This window comes from Nitrosomonas sp. TNE100, assembly GCF_055387135.1.
The window spans coordinates 35,113-53,916 of the sequence record NZ_AP040997.1; the positions used below are offsets into that span (position 1 = coordinate 35,113).

An 18,804-nucleotide genomic window follows, 5' to 3' on the forward strand; every position below is an offset into this window, starting at 1 on the left:
AGTTGATAGCTAAAATGGGCACATTAGCATTACCAATTTGGGCAAGACCCGCAAATTACACCGTACCATCATGGCTCGCCCTATCCTGGATCCCGAGGCGTTTGCACACGTACACATTGCTGAATGCAGGGGTGTCGAGTGGTTCGATACCGAGTTTGGTCAGAGCAACATTTATGCCTGGGCCAAGGAACAGGCGGGCGAAACCAGCCATGAAATGTTTGGTGACTGGATGCACCGGAATAACCTGATCGCTGATCACTGCCGAGGCGCCGGGAATCAGCCGGCGGATGGCAAGTTACTGCCGTACCGCGCACAAAGCCATCCCGCGCACTGTCTGCAGCCCGCACTCGGGGAGCTCCCGTTTCGTTGCGATGGTGACGCTGCTCTCAACCATGGGTTTGTTGTTGGTGAAATATAGACTGCTCGCGATGATCCGGCCAGTTGTCTTTACGAAACTGTAAGGTTTTAGTCGCAACCTCGAACGTAGTATGGCGGGAAGCAATACAGAACTGCTTTATTTCTTTTGTTCTATGACACTTTGCTGATGAATCACGATCATGGCTACAAACTATTGTTCTCCCACCCTGAAATGGTGGCGGATTTGCTGCGCGGTTTTGTTCGGGAAGATTGGATAAAACACCTGGATTTCTCCACGCTGGAGAAGATCAACGGCAGCTATGTCAGTGATGACCTGAGAGAGCGGCACGATGATGTCATTTGGCGTATTCGCTGGAGAAAAGATCAGGCAGGAGAAACGGAAAGCGACTGGCTGTATATCTACTTGCTGCTTGAATTTCAGTCTACCGTGGATTGGTTCATGGCAGTGCGGATTATGACTTATGTTGGTCTGTTATATCAGGATCTGATCCGCAGCGAATCGATTGGCACAGATAAGCGGCTACCGCCGATACTGCCAGTGGTGCTGTACAATGGAGAACCACGTTGGCAAGCGCCGGTGAATATTGCCAATCTGATTATGCCAGTACCGGGCGGGCTGGAACGCTATCGGCCGCAGTTGCATTATTTACTGTTAGACGAAGGTAACTACAGCGAACATGAACTGACCAGCCTGCACAACCTCGCGGCAGCTTTGTTCCGGCTGGAGAACAGCCACACTCCGGAAGATGTCCAAGAAGTATTGCAGGCGTTGATTACCTGGCTACAATCGCCCGAGCAAAGTAACTTGCGACGTGCATTTTCTATATGGATACAACGGGTATATCTGCGCAACAGAATGCCGGGAATCAAATTTGACGAAGTTCAGGATTTACAGGAGGTACACAGCATGCTTTCAGAACGTGTCAAGGAATGGACCAAAGACTGGAAACAACAGGGAATTGCAGAGGGACTTCAAGAAGGTTTGCAAGAAGGTTTGCAAAAAGGTTTGCAAGAAGGTCTACAAGAAGGCCTGAAAAAAGGACGACTGGAGGGTGAGGCTGAGTTTCTACAGTATTTGCTGGAGCAGCGCTTTGGTTCTGGTGCAATCAGTGAAGCAGTACGCAAGCGAATTGAGGCGGCAGATACACATACTTTGCAGCGCTGGGGAAAACAGATACTGACAGCACAAACCATCGAAGAAGTTTTTGAAGCGTAATGGTTTCTATGTTTGCGTATCCTTCCACCCTGTTTTTGCGAGGCGGTACGCCGAAGCAATCCAGCAGCGACATCAGCAGAATACGTGACGTACCCTTAACCCCGACCACAACCATGCTGGATCTCCGCACTGGTTGCACCGCCTCGCGAAGACGGGATTATTCAGGCAGCATACGAGAAAATACTGTCTTTATGGATCCTAACAGACCTTTAGCTGCGAGAGTAGCGTGGTAAAAGAAGTAATCCAGCCACTCCCTCTTTTGTCGTCTTTGCAAAACCCAACAGGTTGAAACAATCCAGTAAAATACAGCTTTTACTCCCATCAAAACGTAATGCCAATCCGGATTGACAAGCAATCTTCAAAAGAAAAATCAAGAGAGAATCTGTTTGCAGCAAGCAATAGAAACACAAGGGATAACATGAAATCTATCCCGAGCAGTACAAGGGTAATTAGCCGTTGCCAGTACCAGTTCAAATCACCGGTGTTCCTCACGTCTTTGCACGCGGCGTTCAATTTCATCGCGCGTGGGCAGTGTTTTCAGATCGTAGCTGGCCTGCAAAGCAAGCCAGGAAGCGGCATCACCCCCGAAATAATGCGCCAGCCGTTCAGCAGTATCAGCGGTAACGGCGCGCCGCTCCTTGACGATTTCATGAATGCGGGTGGCTGGCACACTCAAGGCAATCGCCAGAGCGTTGACACTTATTCCAGCTGGAATCAAAAAATCTTCACGCAGTACCTCACCGGGATGGACGGCACGCATGCAGTTTACAGGTCTAGTCATGGTTATTTCTCAATGATAATCAACAATCTCTACATCGGCAGGACCAAGATCAGACCAAGTAAAGCATATACGCCATTGTGCGTTGATACGAATGCTCCATTGACCTTCCTGGTCGCCAGCCAGTTTTTCCAGCCGATTTCCTGGTGGAGAACGCAAAAAATCAAGTGTTTGTGCTGCCTCCAATTGTGCCAGCTTACGTTCAGCTGCAGCTTGGATAGCACTAAAACGCTGAGGATATTCACCCTCAAACACTGCTTGCGTACTCTTACATCGAAAAGACTGGATCATACAGCCCATGATATTACGTCAAACGTAATACGTAAAGCGAGAAAAATTTCAGGCTATCTACCCTGCTATGGGCAGTCAGCGGAGGCAGCGTGAACAAAGAACAGAACGACATCGCCATTCGCGTGGAAAACCTCAGCAAGTGTTATCAAATCTACGACACCCCGCGTGACCGGCTTAAGCAATTCATCCTGCCCCGCGTGTATCACTTAACTGGGCAAACGCCTCGGCAATACTTCCGCGAATTCTGGGCACTTAAGGACATATCGTTTGAGGTGAAGAAAGGTGAGACTATCGGCATCATTGGCCGCAACGGCAGCGGCAAATCGACCTTGTTGCAAATGATCTGCGGCACACTCAGCCCGACTTCTGGCAGCATTACAACCCATGGTCGCATTGCAGCGCTACTGGAGCTGGGTTCCGGATTCAACCCAGAATTTACTGGTCGGGAGAATGTCTATTTAAGTTGCGCGTTACTCGGCCTTGGCAAGGAAGAAACCGATGCATGTTTTGATGATATCGTCATGTTTGCCGACATTGGTGACTTCATTGAGCAGCCTGTAAAAACCTATTCCAGCGGCATGTTTGTGCGCTTGGCTTTCGCAGTTAACATCGTATTCCAGCCTGAGATTATGGTGGTAGATGAGGCTCTTGCTGTCGGTGATATGGCTTACCAGGCCAAATGTATGACAGCACTTCGTCGCTTGCAAGATAAAGGTGCAACAGTTCTTTTTGTGAGCCATGATATCGGGAGTATTAAAAGCCTGTGTTCTCAGGCTGTTTATCTCGAACATGGATTACTGAAGAGTTTTGGCAAGGCAGCTTCAATCGCTGAGGATTATGTGCGAACAGTCCGTGAAGAAATGAATTGCGATCTAAAGGCAGCGCCGATGCAGATTGATGATTTATCATCCAAACATTTTCTTCCCTCATCAAAAGTAGGCCAATCTTTGATTTTCAAAGTATCAGATGAATTCGATGAAAGAACAAAGTTGTTCCGCTATGGTAAAGGAGGGGCACGGATCCGGTTTGCCGAGTTGGTTGATATGAATGATCAGCCAGTGGTATCGGCTGAATTTAACCAGCAAGTGAAAATAAAAATCTATCTGGATGTACAAACAGATATGGTCATATCTGTTAACTACTATATACAGGATGACAAGAAAAACCTGATTCTGGGGGCGGGATTGTCAACAGTTGGTGAGCCACTATTACACGGCACTCCTGATAGTCGTTACTCGGTCGTTTATACAACACAGCTACCATTACAGGAGGGGAATTATAGTATTCAATTACAATTAACGAAGCCTATCATCGCAGATCAATCTGCGGAATTCCTTGATGTAATAGATGATGCGATTGTTTTCAATGTTCAACGAAGAGCAAATAGACGTATATGGACGAAAGTTTATATTGAAAACTCTCTGGAAGTGAATGTGGTATGAAATATATGCGTAATTTCCTTAATCAGATAAAACTGGTTGGTGCTAAGACCTATTGTCCACTTTGCCAAATAAGGAATGGTGGATTTAACTCCTTGCCTGATTTTTATAAACTTAACGCCGAGCAACATGGATTTGTCCATTTTGGCAAGGGTGAGATGACAGCGCACGAAACCTATTCATGTGCGGAATGCGGGGCATCAGATCGTGAGCGTTTGTATGCTTATTGGCTGGAATATTTTTATAAAATTGAAGATAAATATACGAGTAAAGCGGTTCATTTTGCACCTGAGGTAGGTTTATCTATTTTTTTACGAAAACTTGGGCTATTTGAGAAATATGAAACCGCTGATTTGATGATGAGCGGAGTTACCCATGAGATTGATCTCATGAATCTTCCTTTTGCTGACGGAAGCTATGATTTTTTCATCTGCAGTCATGTGCTTGAGCATGTTGACGATGATGCTGCTGCTATTCGTGAGCTATTTAGGGTGACTAGGAAAGGAGGGCAAGGGATATTGATGGCACCAATAATTGTTGGGTTGTCTAAAACCATCGAGGACCCATCTATTACAGATGAAGGAGAACGTTGGCGTTTGTTTGGACAAAATGACCACGTCAGACTGTATGCTCATGATGACTACGTTGCTCGCATTGAAGCATCTGGGTTTAAAGTTCACCAGTTTGATGAATCATATTTTGGGAACTGGCTGTTTAAAAAGTTAGGACTTAAATCCAGCAGCATTCTTTATGTCGTTTCCAAACCATGATTCCTGTTACCCGTACAACTCTGCCCGATCTCGAAGAATACCAAGCCTATCTCCAGCAAATTTGGCAGTCTGGCCAGTTGACCAACAATGGTGCACTGTCCAGGCAGTTACAGACTGAGGTGATGACATTCCTTGGTGCTAAGAATCTTGCGTTGGTATCCAACGGTACACTCGCACTTCAGTTGGCTATCAAAGCCTTGGGACTCCAATGCGAAATTATTACTACCCCCTATAGCTATGTAGCTACAGCCAACGCGATCTTGTGGGAGGGCTGTATACCTGTATTCGTAGATGTTGATCCCGAATCGTTTTGTATTGATCCTCATTTGATCGAAGCAGCGATTACAGAGAATACAACCGCAATCCTGGCCACCCATGTCTATGGCTATCCCTGTGATGTTTCACGAATTCAGGAAATTGCCGATCGCCATAACTTGAAAGTAATTTACGATGCCGCTCATGCATTTGGTGTGCGCTTGCATGGCGAATCTCTTTTGAATCACGGTGACTGCAGTACGCTGAGCTTTCATGCCACCAAACTTTTCCATACCGCCGAGGGTGGGGGCATTGTCTGTCGGGATGAAGAGGTGGCAAAACGAGTCTTTCTCATGAGCAAATTTGGGCACTTGGGCGAAGATGAGTATTTTGACCTTGGTATCAACGCCAAAATATCTGAACTGCACGCCGCAATGGGGTTGGCTATCTTGCCCAAGGTACCCAATGTTATCGCTGCACGACAAAAGTGCTCGGCATGGTATGACGAATTGTTAGATGGCCTTGGCTTGCAACGCCCGAAGACGGTGAATGGGTTGGAATACAACTACGCTTACTATCCGGTTGTATTCCCATCACATGAAGCCATGATGAAGGTCCGTGCAGCGTTGCAGGCGCGTGACATCTTTCCGCGCCGTTATTTCTATCCTTCGCTCAATACATTGCCCTTTCTACCTGAACTTTTGCGTCGATCTTGTCCCGTTTCGGAATCTCTGGCGCATCGTGTGCTGGCGCTGCCGTTGTACCCTGCATTGGCTCGGCAGGATGTGGAAAGGATTGCAGTTTGTATCAGGAGAGTGGTGGTTGCATGAGTGTTTGAAATGAAGCTTGCCATCATGCAACCCTACTTTTTTCCCTATATGGGATACTTTCAGCTTATTCACTCGGTGGATGCGTTTGTAGTGTATGACGACGTGAATTATATTAAGGGGGGCTGGGTCAATCGCAACCATATTTTCGTCAATGGCGATAGGCGATTCATCACTTTACCACTACATGGTGGTAGTCAAAACAAACTCATCAACCAAGTTGAGATCAGTAACCAACACAAGATCCTGCAAAGTCTGCGTCACTGTTATGGCAAGGCGCCGTACTTCGACATCGTCTACCCTGTTATCGAGGAGATTTTTTCTCAGACAGAGAAAAATCTTGCCCGCTTCCTCGACTACCAGTTACGACTTATCTGTAGCTATCTCAACCTGAGCCCACAATGGCATATCTCCTCTACACTGAACAAGGATAACGGATTGCGTGGACAGGAAAAAATTCTAGCCATCTGCAAAGAGTTGAGTGCTACTCATTACATCAACATGTCCGGCGGCAAGGAACTTTACGACCGCAATACATTTGCACGTAATGGCCTGCAATTATCCTTTATTCAGCCACATTTGCTCAGTTACCGCCAGCTCAACAAGCCGTTCGTGCCAAACCTTTCCATCATTGATGTCTTGATGTTCAATAGCCGAGAGCAATGCGCCAGATTGTTGGAGGGATACAATCTTGTCTGAGTTAAGAACCACAGCATTTCGCAGAAACGAATTGCTTGAAGAGCTACTTACGGAATTGAATGCTGATTTATGGCCTTCAGAAGAGCGATTGATCGCTCAACAAGATATTGGGTTTTCATATCCACTTATTCTAGTGATGGGGCCTTTGCGCAGCGGCACCACCTTGTTCATGCAGTGGCTTGCCAATACTGGTCTCGTCGCCTATCCAACTAACTTACTATCACGTTTCTACCAAGTTCCCATCATCGGAGCCAAGATACAACTGTTGCTGACTGATCCGCGCTTCAACTTCCGCAATGAATTGGGTGAATTTGTACAGCAGGCTGAGTATCGTTCCGAGAACGGCAAGACTAGAGGAGTGTTGGCTCCAAACGAATTTTGGTATTTTTGGCGTCGTTTCCTGGCTGATCCTGCGCGTGATGGATGGATGGATGGAGAGTTGAGACAAAGCATGGATACGCGCACCATGCTCGCCGAGCTGGCGGGCGTGGTGGAGGTTTTTCAGAAGCCGTTCGCAGCCAAGGGCATGCTGTTCAACTACAATATTCCTTTCCTTGATACCGTTCTTGACAAGGTGTTGTTTATCCAGATAAAACGCGATACTGCTACCAATGTAGCCTCGGTGCTGGATGCTCGTAAACGTCAACTGGGCAGCGAATCGGCTTGGTATTCATTTAAAATTCCTGAGTACGAGTTAATCAAGAACCTTGATCCCATCGCTCAGACAGCAGGGCAGATATGTTTCATTAATAAAGCGATTGAACATGGACTTGCAAATGTAACGAAATCCAGAAAGCTGGTGATTAGCTATGAAGAGTTTTGTTCTGATCCTGAAAGGATTTTTCAACAGATCAAACAAAAGCTCAATCTGGGACAGGCTCATTCATATCAAGGTCCTGCGAGCTTTGATCTGTCTCGCAAGCCCGATCCATTTTTAGAGATAGCAGTCCATCGTGCGATTGAGCGTTTTATCTAGCGTTATTGTTATTTCACCCGCAACGACTTTTGAAAATCCAGTGGAATTATAAGAATGCCAAAGGTTTCCATCATTCTCACTTCTTTTAATCACGCGAAATATCTGCGTGAAGCCATTGACAGTGCACTTAATCAGACCTTTACCGATTTTGAGCTAATCATCTGGGATGATGCCTCTATTGATGAATCGTGGGACATTATTCAGAGTTATAACGATTCACGCATCAAAACCTTTCGTAATGATGAACAGAGGCGAGGTATTTATGGCATCAACAAGGCGATCTCAGAAATCGCGCAAGGTGAATACATCGCCATTCATCATTCGGATGACGTATGGTTACCCGAAAAACTTAAAAAGCAGATTACCTTGCTCGACACTCATCCTGATGTTGGAGCGGTTTTTACCAATGCGCAAGCAATTGATGAAGAAGGAAATTCATTCCCAGACAAAAATCATTTTTATTACAAAATTTTCGATCAGCCAAACAGATCTCGTCGTGAGTGGCTAAGGTATTTCTTTGAAAAAGGTAATGCGCTTTGCCATCCAAGCATCCTTATCCGCAAGCAATGTTATGGTAATTGTGGGTTATATCGGTATGGTCTTGCCCAAATAGGTGATCTTGATATGTGGGTTAGGCTATGTCTTAAATACGAAATTTATGTTCTGCCAGAAAAATTAGTAAGATTTCGTATCCGTGATAACGAGGCCAATACCAGCGGGCAGAAGCCTGAAACAGAAATTCGGGGGCAATATGAGTTCTACCATGTCTTGTCAAACTACAAGACGATTATAGATCGTCAAGAGTTGGTCAAAATTTTCCCGTATGCATCAAAATATGAATCTGATAAGTTGAGCCCAGAATACACCCTCGCTCGTGTTGCCTTGGAAGTAAAAAATTTTAGAGCTCATGAGGTTTTAGGGCTGAATATTATTTTTGATCTATTAAATATCGACTCTGCTGAAAAAAACTACAAAGATATGAGCTGTGAGTATATTGAATTGACAGGGCAACAAGATATTTATGGGCTCAACTCTATTCGAATGGCATCGCTCCAATGTAAAGAGCAGATTGATGCATTAACCGAGTGGGCGGCTAGTGCGGACACCTATGCTAAATCCAAGGTGGAAGAAGTGAGACAGCTTAAAGAGCAGGTTGATGCATTAACCGAGTGGGCGGCTAGTGCGGACACCTATGCTAAATCCAAGGTGGAAGAAGTGAGACAGCTTGAGGGAGAAGTGGGATCTCTAAAAGATAAGCTTGAGTTGTACCAGCGGCACTGGATATTTAAAGTATTTCCTCAATCCAAACCAGGGGGCTAAATAGAGAGCCTCAGATCTACACTAATTATTCTCTGGCCAGAAAAATTTTTAATTGAGAACGGTAATTAGCAAACCGTGCACTGATGTTGTGAATTATTTTGATAAGCTGACAATGATTGATATTGGAATAGTCAGCGATCTGGGCTATGGAATATAAAGCATATTTTTCATGTTAGATATAGAAAAAGTATTTGGTTTGTTTACAAAACGATAGCTTAATTTTAAGTGGGGAGCAGTATGAAAATCGGTGTTTTTACGATCGCTTCAAAGAATTATCTCGCTTATGCTAGAACATTGATGGCATCAGTTAAAGAGCATTTGCCAGAATGCCGGCGCTATTTGTGTCTTGCTGATGAGGTGTCAGGTGAATTTGAGCCTTCGAAAGAGGTTTTTGAAGTCATTCAGGCAGATCAGATCGGAATTGATTCATTTCAGGATATGACAATCCGTTATGACATTATGGAATTTAACACGGCAGTTAAACCTTTCATGATTGAATGGTTGTTCAACAATACTGATCTGGATGTCGTCATCTATCTGGATCCAGATATTCAGGTTTTCTCCAAATTTGATCGGCTTGAGGCGGTAATTGAAAGAGGGGCGTCTGTTGTCTTGATACCTCACATTACTCGACCAGTGGAAGATGGATTCAATCCCAATGACCACACTATGTTGCAGGCTGGTGTTTTCAATCTTGGTTTTATCGCGGTAAGGCGCTGTGATGAAGCCAGGCAATTCATACGCTGGTGGGGGCGGCGCCTGAAAACGCAGTGTGCTTCAGATTTTTCTCGTAATTTGTTTACAGATCAACGCTGGTGTGACCTGGCACCGTGTTTTCTCAACAATCTCCACGTATTCAAGGATCCAGGCTACAACATCGCATACTGGAATTTGATGCAGCGCAAAGTCGAGCATACTGCAGAGGGAAAATGGTTGGTGGACAGCCAGCCTCTAGTTTTTTTTCATTTTAGCGGGGTTAGCGCTGACAATAGAGAACTGGTTTCAAAACACCAGAATCGTTTCAACTGGAATGACATTGAGTTACTACAACCACTTTTCAAGGCATACTTGGATAATCTCCATCTGGCAGGGTGGAAAGCCTGTAAAAACTGGGATTATGCGTACTCTGTAATAAAACCTTCTCTTAAAATAGCCACGGTGATGCGGCAGTTTTACCGGGAAAAGCATCCGGAAACGGTTTTTTATGAAGAAAATGATATTTCAAGTTATTTAATAAATCTTTGCAACCAGCCTTCATCTATCAATGCATATGGTGATGAAACTATTATCACTGAACTCATGATGTATATCTATCAAATCCGCCCTGATTTGCGGGCGGCGTTTAGTCTTGCCACTCAAGAAGGAAGACGTGGTTTTGCTCATTGGTTTGAAATCTCGGCAGTGCGAGATTACGGTTTGCCTCAGCAGGTAATGAGGCAACTCTTATCATGTGAAAAGGAAGAGCCACCCGGGCTTAAAAAAAGAATTATCAGAATGATCTTGTCGCTGATGCATCTACTCAGGAAGCAAGCGGTGCAGTTTGGAGAGTACCTTCCTGAGGTCGCGCGCAATAAATTAAAGTATGTATGGCGCAAATTTGAGTTGACACTTTTTCGAAATTTATAACGAGCAAAATTATGGGGCTTGAGGTTTTGCATTCTTCAGCTGAGATTCCACAATTGCTGGTAGAAGATTCAATCACGCAGCTGATGTATTTAATTTGGTGCAGCAGGAAAGATCTACAGCTTGCGTTCGACCTGAGTTCGGTTGATGGTCAGCGCGCATTTTGTCAGTGGTATATGAATTCTGCATTTCGTGAATATGGACTTTCGCCAAGCAGAAAAGAACAAACTGGTAGTGAGGAGAGGGAACCAATAAAAATAAACTTTCCCTATACCATCATGATCCGGATGCAAGATGTTCTGGTGAAGCTGGCTTCGATTTTGCCTAGCTCGTTCAGGGAGAAAGGAAAGGTTGCATGGATTCATCTTCTCACTTGGGGGTTGAAAAATAGCTACGAGGTAAATGTTAATGCCATAAAAAAACCAGCGGTTGCTGTTGCTACTCATTCAAGGGAGGGAGAGCCTGGTACCAATTTGATTGGGTATGCATTTTCTGCACTTGGGATGGGGGAGCATGTTCGCATGTCGGCTGCTTCTATGGCAACAACCGATATTAATTTTGGTGTCATCAATTTTGATGTTGGCGTTTCCTCTCGACAGAAAGCTGAGCTCAGACACGGCACTTTAGAAACTACCAATCGATATAAGGCCAACATATTCCATATCAATGCCGACCAGATGTTGAGAGTGTATACAACACTTGGCGAAGATTTTTTTACTGATCGTTTCAATATTTCCTATCCATTTTGGGAACTTGCATTATTTCCAAAGGAATGGACGCCTTTTTTAAAAATGATGGATGAAGTTTGGGCACCTACAGAATTTATTCAGGAGGCTCTATCCAACGCCTTGGGCAAGGAAGTGGTTTATATGCCGGTTGGTGTTCAGTTGCCTTCGGTGAAAAACATTGACCGAGATCGCTTTGGTATCCCCCATGATAAATATGTTTTTCTTATGACTTTTGATTTTTTATCTTATATCCATCGAAAAAATCCATGGGCGGTAGTGCGTGCTTTTATCTTGGCCTTCCCAAATAAGAATGAAAACGCTGGATTGGTTATCAAAGTGATGAACGCCAATACCAGTGATGAGGGATGGAAAGAACTCATGGAGATTGCAGCATGCGACAAGCGTATCGTGATCATCAACAAAGTGATGCAGACAGAAGAGTTGTTAAGCTTGAAATTGGCATGCGATTGCTATGTTTCACTGCATCGGGCAGAAGGGTTGGGCCGTGGACCGATGGAAGCGATGCTTTTGGGCAAGCCAACGATTGTTACCAACTATTCAGGTAGTACAGACTATGCTCAGGAGACTAACTCCTGCCTTGTTGATTATTCATTGGTTCCAGTGCAAGAGGGACAATACGTTCATTGGTCTGATCAGGTATGGGCTGACCCCGATATTGAACATGCCGCATGGCACATGAGAAGACTTGCAAACGATACGACATTGTCTTCTGATCTTGGCAAGGAAGCACAGCAATTCATAGCGAACAATTTTAGTCCGAGTCGTTGCGGTAAAATTTATAAGCAACGACTTCGCAAGCTTGGACTGATCTGATCTTGAATTACAAAATGAAACGTATAATCGTTGTTGGTGCAACTGGCTACATTGGCCAATACATATTTAATAAAGCCAAAATCTATGCTCTGGCTATTGGGACATCAACAACCGGAAAGAATAAAACATTCCAACTCGATCTGGGGTATTCATCCAGTTTTGATTGGTCTTTCGTTTCTCCTGGCGATACAATTTTACTGGCCGCCGCGATCTCAGCTCCAGATATCTGCGCGAGTGAGTATAAACGAGCATGGACTGTCAATGTTACAGGCACTTCTGCATTTATCTCTGGCGCGATTGATCGCGGTGCCCGTGTGATCTTCTTTTCAAGCGATGCCGTCTATGGTGAACGCGAGGATGAGTTTGATGAGCGCGCTGCATGCAACCCGGTTGGGGAATATGCGGTAATGAAGCACGAAGTCGAACAACGCTTTGCTGGAAACACTTTGTTTAAAGCGATTCGCCTATCTTATGTGTTTTCACGTGAAGATAAGTTTACCCGTTACCTTGCCGGATGCGCCCAGCGAAACGAGCAGGCTGATCTGTTTCATCCTTTCTCCCGCGCCATTGTTCATCGTGATGATGTGGTGGCTGGGGCATTGACACTAGCCGAACATTGGGATGATTCTCCTGAACAAATTATCAACTTTGGTGGCCCACAGATTCTTTCTCGGGTGGATTTTGCGGAATGCCTTCGCGAGATTCATTTCCATGATTTGCGGTTCAAGATAATTGAGCCCGATGCAGATTTTTTTAAAAACCGACCCCGCATTATCGCGATGACATCACCAATCTTTGCCAGACTACTCGGACGGCCGCCGCACAACCTCTGTGAGGCAGCTCAATTAGAGTTTGCATTGCCATCAAAGTAACTAACAAAAGAGTTTTATGACCAAGAAAATACTGATTACCGGAATTACCGGGCAGGTTGGCTCGCAGCTTGCCGATTACATATTGGAGAACACGCCCTATGACGTAATTGGTCTGATGCGCTGGCAAGAGCCTATGGATAACCTTTACCATTTGACTGATCGGATCAACCGCAAAGACCGGATCAGCTTGTTTTATGCAGATCTCAATGATTATTCCGTGATTGCCAGGATGATCAGAGAAGTCCGGCCCGAATATATATCCCATCTGGCTGCCCAATCGTATCCGAAGACCTCATTCAATATTCCAATTGAAACATTGCAGACAAACATTATTGGCACAGCCAATCTCCTTGAAAATATTCGACAACTGAAAGAAGTCGATGGCTATAACCCTGTAGTACATGTTTGCTCTTCAAGTGAAGTGTATGGCCGGGCAAAACCAGGGGTTGCGTTATCGGAAGAGACTCGGTTTCATGGTGCCAGTCCGTACAGTATCAGCAAAATTGGTACAGATTATCTTGGGCAATTTTACGGAGAGGCTTATAGGATTCGTACGTTTGTTACTCGCATGGGTACGCACTCCGGCCCCAGACGTAGTGATGTTTTTTTCGAGAGTACCGTTGCCAAGCAGATTGCTCTGATTGAAGCCGGGCATCAGGAACCGGTTATTCGTGTGGGGAACTTATCGAGTACGCGAACCTTTCAGGATGCGCGTGATGCGGTGAGAGCGTATTTTCTGCTGCTGGAGGCAAGCGAGCGGGACAAGATTCCTTGTGGGGAATATTTCAATATTGCTGGAGAGGAAGCATTCAAACTCCCGGAAGTAATTGAAATTTTGCTTGGGATGAGTACGCGGTGCGATATCCGGGTTATCACAGACCAGGAGCGGCTTCGTCCCATTGATGCTGATTATCAGATGTTCGATAACACGAAAATTCGATCAACAATCAACTGGAAGCCGGAGATCCCGGCTCGTCAGATGTTTGCGGATTTGCTGAATCACTGGCGGGAAGAAATTTCAAAAGGAAAAATTCCCTTGAATCGGTAAGCACTTCAGTACGCTTTTTATCTTGCTCTTCACAGAATAATCCAGGTAATGACAATAATCAGAAGTCGGGCACCACTACGCCTCGGGCTGGCAGGTGGCGGTAGTGATGTGTCGCCGTACTGTGATGTTCATGGCGGCTATGTTCTTAATGCCACGATCGATCGCTATGCCTATGCTGTAATCAAGAAATTAGACGAAAATATTGTTCGTCTGATTGCAACGGATCAGCAGATGGAAATTTGCAGAGGTTTTATATTTCCACTGCCTTTGAACGGAAAACTGGATCTGCATAAGGCAGTCTATAACTACTTCATCCTGAATTACAATAATGGGATACCAATCTCCCTTGAACTGAGTACATTTTGTGATGCACCACCTGGGTCAGGTCTGGGTTCTTCTTCAACTTTAGTCGTTGCGATGATACGAGCCTTTGTTGAGCTGCTGAATTTACCCTTCGGTGATTATGATGTGGCTCGCATTGCCTTTCAGATAGAGCGTATTGAGTGCGGTCTGCTGGGCGGCAGGCAAGATCAATATTCAGCAACATTTGGTGGTTTCAACTTCATGGAATTTTATGCGGATGATCGTGCCGTTGTGAATCCGTTACGCATCAAAAATTGGATTATCTGTGAACTGGAGGCTTCGCTGGTATTGTATTTCACCGGTATTTCGCGGGAATCAGCGAAGATTATTGCAGACCAAAGTAACAATGTTAATTCAGGTGTCACCGGTGCTTTGGAAGCTATGCATGGCATTAAACGCGAAGCTTTACTAATGAAAGAATGCCTGTTGCGTGGTGACTTTGGTGGTCTCATTGAATCAATGCGTATGGGCTGGGAAAGCAAGAAACGCTCAGCCAAGACAGTTTCCAGCCCTCATATTGACGCAATCTATGAAGCAGCACTGCATGCCGGTGCGCTGGCAGGTAAGATTTCAGGAGCGGGTGGTGGCGGTTTTATGTTGTTTTTTGTACCTACAGAAAAACGGATGGATGTGATTCGCACTCTGAATAATTTCGGCGGGCAGGTAAGCAACTGCCATTTCACCAAAAATGGTACACAAGCCTGGAAGGTTAAATGAGAAGCTACATTTATTCCCAGATTCAGGAAACCCAGCAGATCGTATCAGCTATGCTGGCGGATGAGGGGTTACTGTCCCGTGTTGAAGCAGCAGCCCAAGCTTGTATCGGCTGTATGCAAGCAGGTAATAAAATCCTGCTGGCAGGTAATGGTGGCAGTGCTGCTGATGCGCAGCATATCGCTGGAGAGTTTGTCAGCCGTTTTGCTTTTGATCGGCCGGGTCTGCCGGCAATTGCGCTGACTACAGATACATCGATTTTGACTGCCATTGGTAACGACTATGGCTATGAAAATCTGTTTGCCCGGCAGGTGCAGGCGCATGCGCAAAAAGGCGATGTATTCATTGCCTACTCTACTTCGGGCAAATCTTCCAACGTTTTGGCGGCATTGCAAATAGCCAGGCAGAAAGAAGTTATTTGTATCGGCATGGCGGGTAACCGGGGTGGCCCGATGAAAAATTTATGTGACCATTATTTAGACGTTCCGTCGGCGGATACGCCGAAGATTCAGGAAGGTCACGCCGTACTGGGCCATATCCTCTGTGGCCTGGTGGAACGCACGCTGTTCAAGGCTCCCATTTGATGGAAGCCATTATTCTGGCTGGGGGGCTGGGCACGCGCTTACGCAAGGTTGTGGCCGATGTACCCAAGCCCATGGCGCCTATTGCGGGTCGTCCATTTCTGGAAATTCTGCTTGATGTGCTGGCACGTAAAGGTTTCAAGCGGATCATCCTCTCGGTGGGATTCATGGCAGAGAAGGTCAGTAGCTATTTTGGCTCGCTTCATGCGGGTATGGATTTGATTTATGTAATGGAAGATCAACCGCTTGGTACAGGCGGTGGGGTACGTCTGTCGCTTGAACAGGTGGTTTCTGACCATGTGTTTGTGTTTAACGGAGATACATTTCTGGATCTGGAAATCGATCAGGTGGAACAGCAATGGCAATCCAGGCGGCACCCGATTATTGTAGGACGGGCGGTGGCGGATACATCGCGTTATGGTCGTTTGCTTGTAAGTGATGGTGTGGTCCAGGGATTTGCCGGGAAAGATATCGCCGGGCCCGGACTGATCAACGCAGGGTGTTATGTATTCAAACGCCAACAACTGGATGATTTTCCTGCCGATCAACCTTTCTCACTGGAGTCTGATTTTCTTGCTCTGGCTGTGGCGCGTGGAGAATTTGATGTATTCGTCACGGCAGGGAAGTTCATCGATATTGGAGTGCCAGAGGATTTCCTGCGCGCGCAGACTGAACTGGCCGGATTTTGATCCGTGACCAATGCAGCACTATTCCTGGATCGTGATGGAGTGATCAATATCGACCACGGGTATGTTTATCAGTCTCAGAATTTTGAATTCGTGCCGGATATATTTGATCTGGTTCGTACAGCACGTAATCTGGACTACAAGATAATTGTCATCACTAATCAGGCCGGGATTGGTCGGGGTTACTATACCGAGGCGCAGTTTCATACGCTTACACAATGGATGCGACAGCGCTTTGAAGATCAAAATGCAAGCATCGATGCCGTTTATTTTTGCCCCTTCCACCCCGAGCATGGCGTGGGCTATTACCGGCAAGAGAGTGAGTTTCGCAAGCCTAATCCGGGTATGTTCTTTCAAGCAGCACGTGAGCACGGGTTGGATTTGGATCGGTGCGTGCTTGTTGGTGACAAGATCAGTGATATTGAAGCGGCCGCCGCTGCTGGTATTCCTGTGCGTTTTTTATTTCGTTCTACAGATTCTTGTCATGCAGCCATTTCCATATCGGAATTGGTAGAAGTGGAACAATTTCTTTTGAAAAATTTACTCGAACCTGATAAGCAATGATTCCAGTATTATGGAGATTTTGTGAAATAAAACTGCGAACCTGCTGCTATGAAGCTGAATATTGGGACTGTGCGAAGTGATTATGCTGGATTTAACAGCATCGCTCGTGTAGCTGAACAGTCGCACGGAGCATTTTCAGATTCTGTTGAAGTGGATTTCTCCAGTTGCGATTTCTTTGAAGCCAATATGGCCGCGCCATTATATGTCGTTGTAGCAAGACTTCGGGATGAATTGAACGATGTTTCACTCATCAATCTAAAGCCTGATTTAGATACGATCCTCAGAAAAAATCATTTTCTGACCAAATTTCAGAAGACGGCTCTGATAGATACCAATCAGACAACCGTTCCATTTAAAGTATTCAAGCTTCAAGCGGGGGAGCAGTTTTTCGAATATCTTGAATCTTACATGTATGGAAAGGGGATTCCGGCTATGTCAGCGGTGCTTACTAAACGATTTCAACAAAGTCTTTTTGAGATATTCCAGAATGCTGCCATCCATTCCAGATCAATATCTGGAATTTTTACCTGCGGACAGTTCTTTCCTCAAAAGCATCGACTTGATTTTACGATTGCTGATGCTGGGGTGGGTATACGAGATAATATTCGTCAATATACTGGAAATACAAAGATGAGTTCCTGTGCGGCTATTAAATGGGCGCTTACTGAAGGAAATACGACAAAAACAGGAAATCAACCTGGTGGCCTGGGTTTGAAATTGCTCAAGGATTTTATCCGGATGAATGAAGGAAAGCTTCAAATTATTTCTCGATCTGGCTATTACGAGTTCTCTGCGACTGGTGACAATTGTAAAAAGCTTGATCATGATTTCCCTGGAACATGTGTAAACATCGAGATTAACACTCAGGATACAAACAGCTATTACCTGAAATCTGAACTGAGCAGTAACGATATTTTTTGATTTTAAAGGATTCCATAATGAACGATCAGGTAAGTATCAGAGTTGCAGATCTTATTGGAGGGCCGCTGGGTATATCTGCTGAGGATGGGCAGAAGGTATTTGAAAAGGTATTACCCCTTCTAAAAAAGAGTAGGCCGGTAAACATTTCATTTGATCATGTGGACATGGTAATTTCTCTTTTTCTCAATGTTGCAATTGGCCAACTGTATGGCTCGTTCAGTGAGGATGAAGTAAAGGCACTGGTTAGAGTTGAAGGTCTTTCCGGGGACGATATGGAGCTTCTGAAGCACGTTGTTGACAATGCCAAAAAATATTATTCGAATCCGAAAGGTTATGATGCAGCATGGCAGGAAGAAGCGAATGAAGATGAACAATAAGGTGTATGACCTGTCTTCTTATTCCTTTTCATCCGGAGAACAGATTCTGGTGGATACCAACATCTGGCTTTATTTGTTTCCTGCGCCTGGAAATCCTCAGCAATTTTTTGCTCATCAATATTCAGCTGCTTTTTCGAGGCTTGTCAGTGCCCGGGCACAACCTGTTCTTGATCCTATGGTGTTGAGTGAATATTTGAACCGCTATTGCAGAATAGAGTGGGAAGGAAACTTCAAATCACAATGCCGGACTTTTAAGCAATTCAGGCAATCTTCTGATTTTCAGAAAATAGCTTTATCTGCTCATATATTTGCATCAAAAATTCTAGGCGCTTGTCAAATCCATTCAATTCCAGCGGATCAACTGGATTTCAATCAGGCTTTGGCAGATTTTAAATCCAGACGGGTTGATTTCAACGATGCGCTCCTCATAGATATCTGCAAGAAGCAAAATATGAAGTTGATGACTAATGACGCTGATTTTCAACATGCAGGTATTGAAGTACTGACAACAAATCCCCGGTTGCTGAAAGCTGGTCTGTAAAGA

The 18,804-nt window shown here is 45.1% G+C and carries 21 protein-coding genes; 19 read left to right on the forward strand and 2 right to left on the reverse strand.

Translation table 11 applies throughout. The features are described from left to right. Positions 1 to 70 precede the first annotated feature (70 nt). Complete coding sequence (locus ACZ5EJ_RS00160; RefSeq protein WP_218117883.1) at positions 71 to 418, forward strand: hypothetical protein; 348 nt, start codon at positions 71 to 73, stop codon at positions 416 to 418. Positions 419 to 544: 126 nt separating this feature from the next. Then, positions 545 to 1,594, forward strand: a complete 1,050-nt coding sequence (locus ACZ5EJ_RS00165) for an Rpn family recombination-promoting nuclease/putative transposase (protein WP_464557224.1) — start codon at positions 545 to 547, stop codon at positions 1,592 to 1,594. Positions 1,595 to 2,069: 475 nt separating this feature from the next. Here ACZ5EJ_RS00165 and ACZ5EJ_RS00170 read toward each other — a convergent pair whose 3' ends face one another. Further along, the gene (locus tag ACZ5EJ_RS00170) at positions 2,070 to 2,375 is read right to left on the reverse strand and encodes a HigA family addiction module antitoxin (RefSeq protein ID WP_011633283.1); all 306 of its coding nucleotides are present in this window, start codon (positions 2,373 to 2,375) and stop codon (positions 2,070 to 2,072) included. Between the two features lie 9 nt (positions 2,376 to 2,384). Further along, a complete protein-coding gene (locus ACZ5EJ_RS00175; RefSeq protein ID WP_464557225.1) occupies positions 2,385 to 2,672 on the reverse strand; it encodes a type II toxin-antitoxin system RelE/ParE family toxin in 288 nt (95 codons plus the stop codon). Between the two features lie 80 nt (positions 2,673 to 2,752). Between ACZ5EJ_RS00175 and ACZ5EJ_RS00180 the strand changes: the two genes are divergently transcribed. From ACZ5EJ_RS00180 to ACZ5EJ_RS00260, 17 genes are all read left to right on the forward strand, one after another. After that, positions 2,753 to 4,105, forward strand: coding sequence for an ABC transporter ATP-binding protein (locus tag ACZ5EJ_RS00180; RefSeq protein WP_464557227.1), 1,353 nt, complete (start codon positions 2,753 to 2,755; stop codon positions 4,103 to 4,105). Further along, positions 4,102 to 4,872 carry a class I SAM-dependent methyltransferase gene (locus ACZ5EJ_RS00185; RefSeq protein WP_464557228.1) on the forward strand — a complete coding sequence of 257 codons (771 nt, stop codon included), beginning with the start codon at positions 4,102 to 4,104 and terminating at the stop codon, positions 4,870 to 4,872. The genes ACZ5EJ_RS00180 and ACZ5EJ_RS00185 overlap by 4 nt, the downstream gene beginning before the upstream one ends. Beyond that, positions 4,869 to 5,957: a DegT/DnrJ/EryC1/StrS family aminotransferase gene (locus ACZ5EJ_RS00190; RefSeq protein ID WP_464557229.1), complete on the forward strand. Its 1,089-nt coding sequence runs from the start codon at positions 4,869 to 4,871 to the stop codon at positions 5,955 to 5,957. The genes ACZ5EJ_RS00185 and ACZ5EJ_RS00190 overlap by 4 nt, the downstream gene beginning before the upstream one ends. A gap of 9 nt (positions 5,958 to 5,966) precedes the next feature. After that, positions 5,967 to 6,653 (forward strand): WbqC family protein, encoded by a 687-nt coding sequence (locus tag ACZ5EJ_RS00195; RefSeq protein ID WP_464557230.1) that lies wholly within the window; start codon positions 5,967 to 5,969, stop codon positions 6,651 to 6,653. A gap of 31 nt (positions 6,654 to 6,684) precedes the next feature. Beyond that, complete coding sequence (locus ACZ5EJ_RS00200; protein WP_464557232.1) at positions 6,685 to 7,629, forward strand: sulfotransferase; 945 nt, start codon at positions 6,685 to 6,687, stop codon at positions 7,627 to 7,629. A gap of 54 nt (positions 7,630 to 7,683) precedes the next feature. Beyond that, positions 7,684 to 8,949, forward strand: a complete 1,266-nt coding sequence (locus ACZ5EJ_RS00205) for a glycosyltransferase (RefSeq protein WP_464557233.1) — start codon at positions 7,684 to 7,686, stop codon at positions 8,947 to 8,949. 237 nt (positions 8,950 to 9,186) lie between these two features. Next, positions 9,187 to 10,575, forward strand: a complete 1,389-nt coding sequence (locus ACZ5EJ_RS00210) for a hypothetical protein (protein ID WP_464557234.1) — start codon at positions 9,187 to 9,189, stop codon at positions 10,573 to 10,575. An 11-nt stretch (positions 10,576 to 10,586) separates the two neighbouring features. Next, the gene (locus ACZ5EJ_RS00215; RefSeq protein WP_464557235.1) at positions 10,587 to 12,134 is read left to right on the forward strand and encodes a glycosyltransferase family 4 protein; all 1,548 of its coding nucleotides are present in this window, start codon (positions 10,587 to 10,589) and stop codon (positions 12,132 to 12,134) included. A gap of 2 nt (positions 12,135 to 12,136) precedes the next feature. After that, complete coding sequence (locus tag ACZ5EJ_RS00220; protein WP_464557237.1) at positions 12,137 to 13,006, forward strand: NAD-dependent epimerase/dehydratase family protein; 870 nt, start codon at positions 12,137 to 12,139, stop codon at positions 13,004 to 13,006. Positions 13,007 to 13,022: 16 nt separating this feature from the next. After that, complete coding sequence (locus ACZ5EJ_RS00225) at positions 13,023 to 14,054, forward strand: GDP-mannose 4,6-dehydratase (RefSeq protein WP_464557238.1); 1,032 nt, start codon at positions 13,023 to 13,025, stop codon at positions 14,052 to 14,054. Positions 14,055 to 14,102: 48 nt separating this feature from the next. Beyond that, on the forward strand, positions 14,103 to 15,134 hold the full coding sequence (locus ACZ5EJ_RS00230; RefSeq protein ID WP_464557239.1) for a GHMP family kinase ATP-binding protein: 1,032 nt from the start codon (positions 14,103 to 14,105) through the stop codon (positions 15,132 to 15,134). After that, positions 15,131 to 15,715: a D-sedoheptulose 7-phosphate isomerase gene (locus ACZ5EJ_RS00235; RefSeq protein WP_011633291.1), complete on the forward strand. Its 585-nt coding sequence runs from the start codon at positions 15,131 to 15,133 to the stop codon at positions 15,713 to 15,715. The genes ACZ5EJ_RS00230 and ACZ5EJ_RS00235 overlap by 4 nt, the downstream gene beginning before the upstream one ends. Next, positions 15,715 to 16,401: a nucleotidyltransferase family protein gene (locus ACZ5EJ_RS00240; RefSeq protein WP_464557241.1), complete on the forward strand. Its 687-nt coding sequence runs from the start codon at positions 15,715 to 15,717 to the stop codon at positions 16,399 to 16,401. Before ACZ5EJ_RS00235 ends, ACZ5EJ_RS00240 begins: the two co-directional genes overlap by 1 nt. A 3-nt stretch (positions 16,402 to 16,404) precedes the next feature. Next, positions 16,405 to 16,962 (forward strand): D-glycero-alpha-D-manno-heptose-1,7-bisphosphate 7-phosphatase, encoded by a 558-nt coding sequence (locus ACZ5EJ_RS00245; RefSeq protein ID WP_011633293.1) that lies wholly within the window; start codon positions 16,405 to 16,407, stop codon positions 16,960 to 16,962. Between the two features lie 48 nt (positions 16,963 to 17,010). Beyond that, positions 17,011 to 17,883, forward strand: a complete 873-nt coding sequence (locus ACZ5EJ_RS00250) for an ATP-binding protein (RefSeq protein WP_011633294.1) — start codon at positions 17,011 to 17,013, stop codon at positions 17,881 to 17,883. 17 nt (positions 17,884 to 17,900) lie between these two features. Next, entirely contained in the window at positions 17,901 to 18,260 is a 360-nt protein-coding gene (locus tag ACZ5EJ_RS00255) for an STAS-like domain-containing protein (RefSeq protein WP_074684617.1), read from the forward strand. After that, the gene (locus ACZ5EJ_RS00260) at positions 18,244 to 18,801 is read left to right on the forward strand and encodes a type II toxin-antitoxin system VapC family toxin (protein WP_219997557.1); all 558 of its coding nucleotides are present in this window, start codon (positions 18,244 to 18,246) and stop codon (positions 18,799 to 18,801) included. The genes ACZ5EJ_RS00255 and ACZ5EJ_RS00260 overlap by 17 nt, the downstream gene beginning before the upstream one ends. The last annotated feature ends 3 nt before the right edge of the window (positions 18,802 to 18,804 follow it).

Coding starts and splice junctions, on each gene's coding strand:
- ACZ5EJ_RS00160 (WP_218117883.1), top strand. CDS start 71: ATGGCTCGCCCTATCCTGGATCCCGAGGCGTTTGCACACGTACACATT.
- ACZ5EJ_RS00165 (WP_464557224.1), top strand. CDS start 545: ATGAATCACGATCATGGCTACAAACTATTGTTCTCCCACCCTGAAATG.
- ACZ5EJ_RS00170 (WP_011633283.1), bottom strand. CDS start 2,375: ATGACTAGACCTGTAAACTGCATGCGTGCCGTCCATCCCGGTGAGGTA.
- ACZ5EJ_RS00175 (WP_464557225.1), bottom strand. CDS start 2,672: ATGGGCTGTATGATCCAGTCTTTTCGATGTAAGAGTACGCAAGCAGTG.
- ACZ5EJ_RS00185 (WP_464557228.1), top strand. CDS start 4,102: ATGAAATATATGCGTAATTTCCTTAATCAGATAAAACTGGTTGGTGCT.
- ACZ5EJ_RS00190 (WP_464557229.1), top strand. CDS start 4,869: ATGATTCCTGTTACCCGTACAACTCTGCCCGATCTCGAAGAATACCAA.
- ACZ5EJ_RS00195 (WP_464557230.1), top strand. CDS start 5,967: ATGAAGCTTGCCATCATGCAACCCTACTTTTTTCCCTATATGGGATAC.
- ACZ5EJ_RS00205 (WP_464557233.1), top strand. CDS start 7,684: ATGCCAAAGGTTTCCATCATTCTCACTTCTTTTAATCACGCGAAATAT.
- ACZ5EJ_RS00210 (WP_464557234.1), top strand. CDS start 9,187: ATGAAAATCGGTGTTTTTACGATCGCTTCAAAGAATTATCTCGCTTAT.
- ACZ5EJ_RS00215 (WP_464557235.1), top strand. CDS start 10,587: ATGGGGCTTGAGGTTTTGCATTCTTCAGCTGAGATTCCACAATTGCTG.
- ACZ5EJ_RS00225 (WP_464557238.1), top strand. CDS start 13,023: ATGACCAAGAAAATACTGATTACCGGAATTACCGGGCAGGTTGGCTCG.
- ACZ5EJ_RS00230 (WP_464557239.1), top strand. CDS start 14,103: ATGACAATAATCAGAAGTCGGGCACCACTACGCCTCGGGCTGGCAGGT.
- ACZ5EJ_RS00235 (WP_011633291.1), top strand. CDS start 15,131: ATGAGAAGCTACATTTATTCCCAGATTCAGGAAACCCAGCAGATCGTA.
- ACZ5EJ_RS00240 (WP_464557241.1), top strand. CDS start 15,715: ATGGAAGCCATTATTCTGGCTGGGGGGCTGGGCACGCGCTTACGCAAG.
- ACZ5EJ_RS00250 (WP_011633294.1), top strand. CDS start 17,011: ATGAAGCTGAATATTGGGACTGTGCGAAGTGATTATGCTGGATTTAAC.
- ACZ5EJ_RS00255 (WP_074684617.1), top strand. CDS start 17,901: ATGAACGATCAGGTAAGTATCAGAGTTGCAGATCTTATTGGAGGGCCG.
- ACZ5EJ_RS00260 (WP_219997557.1), top strand. CDS start 18,244: ATGAAGATGAACAATAAGGTGTATGACCTGTCTTCTTATTCCTTTTCA.